Origin of the sequence: Acinetobacter sp. YH12102 (assembly GCF_013419125.1) — a bacterium.
In the GTDB taxonomy this organism is placed as follows: domain Bacteria; phylum Pseudomonadota; class Gammaproteobacteria; order Pseudomonadales; family Moraxellaceae; genus Acinetobacter; species Acinetobacter pseudolwoffii.
On sequence record NZ_VPAS01000022.1, the window covers coordinates 1 to 6,878 of the forward strand.

Here is a 6,878-nt window from a genome sequence, read left to right on the forward strand (position 1 = left end):
AGTGTTGATAGACGAGGTACGGTCTATAAAGGCCTACAATCAAATTAGCTCACGGCTTTTGGTTGTTGAGCTTTTTGAGTAGGTGATTGCTTATATTTTATCGTTTGTTTTGCTGTTTCAATAACTGTATTAGCTGTCTGATTCATTACAATAGAGTTGTGTAAGTTTCTTTATGCTACGTATTGCATACTGACTAATTTCAATGCCTTGAGCATGCAAGTACTTGGTCAACCGAATATAACCATAGCTTTCATTGGTTTCTTCATGAGCTATTTTGACCAATATCGTCTGTTGGTTTCTTTGAATAGCACTTTTGCTCAAGCCACACTTCAACCAGTCATAAAATCTTGAAACTGAAACATGAAGTAGGCGAGCCATCATAGCTATTGGGTATATATGTCTTTGCAGTTTCATATATGCGTACCTTACTGACTTTCTTTTGCAAAGTACGCTGCTGCTTTTTTTAGAAATGCTTTTTCCATTTCAGCATTTTTGAGTTGTTGCTTCAGCTTCTTGTTTTCTTCAAGCAGGGCTACAAGATCTGGAGAATATTGTTATGTACCAACTAATGTTCCAGATTTAGCTTTATTGTACCAATTTGAAAGTGTTTGCATGGAGCTGCCTTGCTGTTTCTGAGATATTGCCCTTATTTTCTTCAATTACTTTTATGGCTTCAGCTTTAAATTCTGACGTGTAAAAATTTTGCTTTTTTTCTCATGGTAAACTCCTGATGAGTAAGTATAGTTTACCAAGTTAAAGTCTCCGCTTTTTTCAGCACATATCAGGTAGTACACAATACAGATCAAGGCTTTAATACTGACTGTTAAGGGTAAAAGCATGTCTGTGTCCAATAGAATACAGACATGCTTTTAAACTGTTACTTCTATTTCTACAAAATTAATAAATGATTATTGATGTTCTTTAGAACATGAATATGAATGGGAAAGAGTTTTATAGATGGTTAATGAGTTCTAAGGCTCGTCAGAGCTTTAGAAGGAATGTTAATTAATATTAATTTTTATAATTCTTCTTTTAAGATAAAAGTTTTTAACCAATTGATTACTATTATATTTATATCTAACTCAAGACAAGCTTTTGTCTTGGGACTATGTTTTACTATTTTAAAAGAACTCTTTGAATTTATAATTGTTGATAACTGCCTAAGCTCTTACACAATTTATTGTATAATATAAAGGGCTGTGGGAAAAAAAGTGTAAAATATTTCTTGTAAACGATTGTTTTTATAGTAAATGTATATTTTACTTTCATTTCTAAAAAAAGTGTAAAATAATTATCTAATCAATCACATCTTATTAGCTCGAAACTTTGCGAGCGTATAGCTAAATGCGCTAGCATTTTGATATACCGAGTAATAGTTTGAGCAAACAAACGACTGAACCAGTTTACTATCGAATGAGAGTAACAGAGTGCGTTAGTTGATCTCAAGAGAAAATGCCATGCCCAAGAGAAGACCTTACACTTTTCTATCTTAGATAAGGGGGGTATGCTTAAAAAAGTGTATAGTTTGATTTTACACTTTTTTATATTGAAATATTATCAATCAAATACTTAAAAAGAGTAGACAAGGGACTTGTGTGAAATAAAGTGTTGACATTGATTTATAATTTTGATACTGTTAACCACATAGGATAGAGGAGTATCCCTCACTACTTCATATCCTGACAACATATAAATGACACTAAAAAATTAAGACCTATTTAGGTAATCCGATAAATGAATTTACAAGATTTAGTAATAAATAATGCAGTAAAAATAAAGCAAGATGCTCAATTAAATACAATAACAATTATAGCTAGTGATAGCTCCGAAAAACTTTCAAATCTAATTAAGGATTTTCCAGACAACTGTTATGTAAATAAACAAATTACAGGTTGTGGTGGTACAACATTAGTTATCCGTAATGCACAAAATTATGTAGTTCTCGTTCCTTACATTAACCTACTTAAATCCAAATTAGCAGACAACCAAGGAATTGTTGATTTAATTGGCGTGTATGGTGATACCGAGAAAGAAGAAATAACAGAATATTTAAAAGACACTTCCAGTTCTAGAAAAATTGTTTGTACTTTTGACTCATTACCAAAACTCCTAACAACACCAGGCTTCAATCCAAAAGCATTTAAATTACTGATTGATGAAGCACATACACTTGTGAATTTAGGTAGTTTCAAAGCAGCTACTTGTGAATACGTACTTCAAAACTATAACAAGTTTGGTTCGTACGTTTTCTTAACAGCGACACCAACAAAACGTGAATATTTTCCTTCAGCACTCGAACATTTACCACTATGTACAATCGAGTGGGGTGATGTTAGACCGGTTAAATTTAACCTTCAAAAAATTGAACATGGCGTAGGGGTAAACAATGCTTTGTTTGGATTGTGCTATGATTATTTGATGGGAACAATTGAAGGCAATGCTCATATTTTCTATAACTCAGTGACAGAAATTGCATCTATCCTAAGTAAGTTGAAAGCCTTAGTTGATAAGGAAACAGGTAAGAATCTGTTTAATCCTGACGATATTAGAGTTGTATGTTCAAAATCGAATTCAAACCAAAAAACATTTAATAGTAAGCTTGGCTTGAAATGGGCAAAGATCAGTGACATCACTTCAGCCCCTGCAAAGATCAATCTGTATACTTCAACTGCTTTTGAAGGTGCAGACATCTTCGATGAAGAAGGACAAACCTACATCATCATTAATGGACTCCGTGATGCTACAAAAGTAGATTTTCACGTACTTGTACCTCAAATTTGTGGTCGTATTCGAAACACAAAATATAATGAACACATTAATCTATTAGTTGGAAATCTACCTGAAGCTGCAAGTTGTACAAAAGAAGAATGGATGCAGGAAGTTCAGAAACGTATCCAAGACAGCGAAGACGTTTTGAATGATATCAAAGAAGGTAAAATGTCAGATGCAGGACGTGAACAATTAAGAAAAGCTGCTGAAGATGACAAGTACACATTCAAAGATGAAAAAGGTGAACTGTATGTTTCAGACGTTGCATTGAAAGCTGAATTACAGGCATACGAAGCACTAGAAGCAACTTATGTGGTACGTGTTGTTGCAGGTGCTGAAGTTAATGAAGATGGATATTCTGCCTCATTTAGAGCTTTACTGACTGATGAAACAAAACATAAAGCATTCGCTCATAAACCTGAAGGCGTAGCTAAATTTTTATCAGGTCATAGCCAGTGCTTTTATGAAACGATGAAAGAATATTGTGAAGCAAGAGATGCAGATAATTCTAAAATTTATAAATTGGTTGATGCAAAGGATGACTATTTCAAAACTGCTTATGATGTTTTGACGCACGACACGATTAGAAAATTTGAATATAGAAAGTTACCAATTGAAAGAGCATTAAAGATCCAAGATGCACAGAAGGATAATGCAACTGAAATTCCGACTTTACTTAATTTGAAAAAGGATGAAGTTATTCTTCGTTCAGATATAAAAGTTCGTATTCAAGATGTTTATAATGAACTTAATATACCTGACAAAGCAAAAGCTACTGATATTGAAAAATGGTATAAAGTAAAAGATACGAGATTAAATGCAAAGCCTGCTTTTAAAATAGTTAAAATGTTGTAATTAGAATAACTAAATATAAGTTTCTACATCATATAATACCTCTAACAATACAGCTATTAAATGAACATCCAAGAGATTGCAGATTTAGTTCAATTAAGTCATGACATTGTTAAGATTTTCTCTATAGAAAGTATATTCATTACCTGCTGTAATCCAATGCGCTGCCAGGATTTACCCTGGATCAGCCCTGTTATTATCCAGGCTGAGTGCTACAGTTTCACCCTGGTGGATAAAGTTCAATGGAACTTGTCCTATTCCAGTCGTCTGGCACACAGCCAGACCACCAGTACTTTCATGCGATGGCCACGCTTATTACAGAATAGATAAGCGCAATGTAGTTTGATGTAGCCAAAAGGCTCTCACCACCTGTGCCATTGCAGTATCCATACCCGCATGAATGTCCATGGGCTGGGTAGAGAGCCTGATTTCATCGATAGGGATCATTTAATTATATAGAGGTAATATTCGATTGATATTCCAAAGACCAAGCTATCTCGAGCATCTGCTGCAGTAGAATCCTAATGTGAGCAACAGTCTCTTGATTGCTGGCGGTGGTAGAGGTTCTTCTTTTACTGGGGGGCGAATGCAGCACTTTTAATAATGGAAACTATAGGCAGTATTGAATAGCTAGAAAAAGCGGTGGTTCACCGGATGCTTACTTTGAAACGTGCTATAAATTAATATTAAAACCAGATATATAAAAAGATATCAACCTGTATAGTTTAGTGCTTTAGAATCCATATAACCCCCAGTTCAATGCGGCACATCATATCTATAACCTGTTACAAAATAAACAAGTATTATTCTTGTAGACTTATATTAACCCCTTGTACAATAGAGCTATTGTTACATCTATTTAGGTATAAGAAGAAATGATAATTACCATTGCCAATCGTAAAGGTGGAGTAGGTAAGACAACACTGGCTACAAACCTTGCTGTAGCCTTGAGTAAGAAGGGGTCTATAGTCCTAGTTGATGCTGATGATCAACAGTCAGCTCTTAAATGGTCTAAGCGTAGAACTCAAAATCCTGTTTATACTGAATACCATACTGGCGATTTAAAGAAGGTCCTTTTAGATCTTCAAAAGAAATATGACTATGTTTTATTAGACGTAGCTGGGCGTGACAGTGAAGAATTTAGATCTGCTCTTCAAGTCAGTGATAAGTTAATTGTTCCAACACAACCAAGCCAAGCCGATGTTGAAGTCCTTCCATTTGTATTGAAATTATTTAATACCTATCACAAGGTCAATGAAAAGCTTCAACCATACCTGGTAGTGAATAAAGCTCCATCAAATACAAAATCTACTGAAGTTGCAGATTCAATCGAACTGCTAGGAACACTTCCTAAATTCAAGTTATTAAATACCATTATCCGTGATCGTAAACAATTCCGTGATGCAACGATTCAAGGCTTGTCTGTAATGGAAATGGGTAGCTCTAAGGCTAGAGATGAATTTAATGACTTCTTGGTGGAGATCCTATAATGGTTAAAAATAAGAGTAAACCATCTTTAGGTTTTGGTGATGATCTTGAGGAAATTTTAGAGAATCCTGAAGCGACTGTAGATGATGCTAATGGTCAAGAAGTTGAATACACACGTAATTTAATGTACAAGATTATTCTCACTCCACACACCCAAGATGTGAAGAAACGCTTTCGTAAAGAGCATGGACGTTTAGCATCTGTACCTTTGTATTATGAGGAGGAGAAAGTTCTAAAAGAAGCAGCCGGATTCGTTGGTGAGTCTTTGAATGATTTTATTCGTGATGTAGTTCTGAAAGAAGCAAAACGTGTTTTAGGTGCTGAAAAATATAACTTAACACTGGGTAAACCATTTAACCAAACTAAGGTTAAATTGAGTGAAGAGGAGCATCAAAAATTGAGTGAACAGCGCAAGGCTGAACGTGGGAAAAACAAATAAAAAAAGTCTAGTTCCTACCGACTAGACTTTTTTTATCTTCCATGCTTTATACCTAATATTTGATTATTGTTTCTCACTTCTGATTAGCATGAGTGGCTAATTGATAAAAATAAGCGAATCAAGTTTTGATCTTATATAGGTGAATAAAAATTTAATAGTTAAAATGTAACTTTAGAGCATACCCTAAAATTACATTTTAAAAGTTCTTAAAAACATGTACCATTTAAATGTTTTTTAATCATAAGTAACATGTAACTTTGGTATTAAAGATTTATAATTTACGAAATTGTTCATTTTTATCCAATTGGGGCGTAAAAAGTGAAAGGCCAAAAAGTAGGCTATGTGCGAGTGAGTTCGGTCGAGCAAAATACGGGACGTCAACTTGAGGGAATTGAAGTCGACCGGATTTTTGTTGACCGTGCTTCAGGTAAAAATACCGACCGACCGAAATTTCAGGAAATGTTGAATTATGTCCGGGAAGGAGACCGGGTGATAGTACATTCCATGGATCGTTTTGCGCGAAGCTTAAAAGATTTGGTGACTGAAGTGGATAAACTGGTCAAACGAGGGATTGCCATCCAGTTTGTAAAAGAAAATATTACTTTTACGGCCCAATCCACCCCGATGGATAATTTGATGCTGCAACTGATGGGTGCTTTTGCACAGTTTGAACGTGAGATCATTTTAGAGCGGCAAAAGGAAGGAATTAAACTTGCCTCTTCTCAAGGGAAGTACAAAGGCCGGGTACATAAATTGAAACCTGATCAGGCTGAAGCTTTGCGACAAGACTGGAAGGAAGGGAAGTACCCTTCAAAAATGGCATTAGGCCAGGCATTTGGAATTAGTCGCCAAGCGGTATATCGGTATTTAAAAGCCGGGAAATAACTCAATTGAAATTGGCGACTATATTTAGTTTAGCTTATGAAAATCGTGAAACGTTGATTAAATAATAAGTGCAGAAAGCAAAGAGTTACTAATTTTATACAATATAAGTTTTTGATTTATAATTAATTAACTCGATTGCAATCTAGCTTTTTCAGCAACGATTTATCTTTTTTAAAATAGTATTAATTTATTTTTTTGAGAACAAACCTTAACAAAATTACAAGTTTGTAATTTTGTCGTCATTCGGATGTATATATTTACTCATTATTATAAGTAAAGATTTTTTTGGTCCAAGATATGATTAGATTCAATAATATGGGCACTGTTGCAAAGTTAGCGATGAGGCAGCCTTTTGTCTTATTCAAAGGCCTTACATTTCAAAAACTCTGCTTACCAGGCGCATTTCGCCCAGGGGATCACCATAATAAAATGCTGAGGCCTGGCC

Annotated in this window: 5 protein-coding genes and 2 pseudogenes; 5 read left to right on the plus strand and 2 right to left on the minus strand. The window is 34.6% G+C overall.

Annotated elements, in window-relative coordinates; translation table 11 throughout:
• Window positions 1-147: 147 nt before the first annotated feature.
• Window positions 148-669 (minus strand): annotated as a pseudogene (locus FTU42_RS13625) (IS3 family transposase); the annotation flags it as partial.
• 1,065 nt (window positions 670-1,734) lie between these two features.
• Between FTU42_RS13625 and FTU42_RS13630 the strand changes: the two are divergent.
• The 5 genes from FTU42_RS13630 (at window position 1,735) to FTU42_RS13650 (ending at window position 6,433) form a co-directional block, all read left to right on the plus strand.
• Window positions 1,735-3,624 carry a DEAD/DEAH box helicase family protein gene (locus tag FTU42_RS13630; protein ID WP_120376088.1) on the plus strand — a complete coding sequence of 630 codons (1,890 nt, stop codon included), beginning with the start codon at window positions 1,735-1,737 and terminating at the stop codon, window positions 3,622-3,624.
• A gap of 60 nt (window positions 3,625-3,684) precedes the next feature.
• Window positions 3,685-3,951 carry a hypothetical protein gene (locus FTU42_RS13635; protein WP_180083595.1) on the plus strand — a complete coding sequence of 89 codons (267 nt, stop codon included), beginning with the start codon at window positions 3,685-3,687 and terminating at the stop codon, window positions 3,949-3,951.
• A gap of 545 nt (window positions 3,952-4,496) precedes the next feature.
• The gene (locus tag FTU42_RS13640) at window positions 4,497-5,111 is read left to right on the plus strand and encodes an AAA family ATPase (RefSeq protein WP_120376089.1); all 615 of its coding nucleotides are present in this window, start codon (window positions 4,497-4,499) and stop codon (window positions 5,109-5,111) included.
• A complete protein-coding gene (locus FTU42_RS13645) occupies window positions 5,111-5,548 on the plus strand; it encodes a hypothetical protein (protein WP_120376090.1) in 438 nt (145 codons plus the stop codon). The genes FTU42_RS13640 and FTU42_RS13645 overlap by 1 nt, the downstream gene beginning before the upstream one ends.
• 318 nt (window positions 5,549-5,866) lie before the next feature.
• Window positions 5,867-6,433, plus strand: coding sequence for a recombinase family protein (locus FTU42_RS13650; RefSeq protein ID WP_004812033.1), 567 nt, complete (start codon window positions 5,867-5,869; stop codon window positions 6,431-6,433).
• Window positions 6,434-6,803: 370 nt separating this feature from the next.
• Here FTU42_RS13650 and FTU42_RS13655 read toward each other — a convergent pair.
• Window positions 6,804-6,878 (minus strand): annotated as a pseudogene (locus FTU42_RS13655) (IS6 family transposase); the annotation flags it as partial.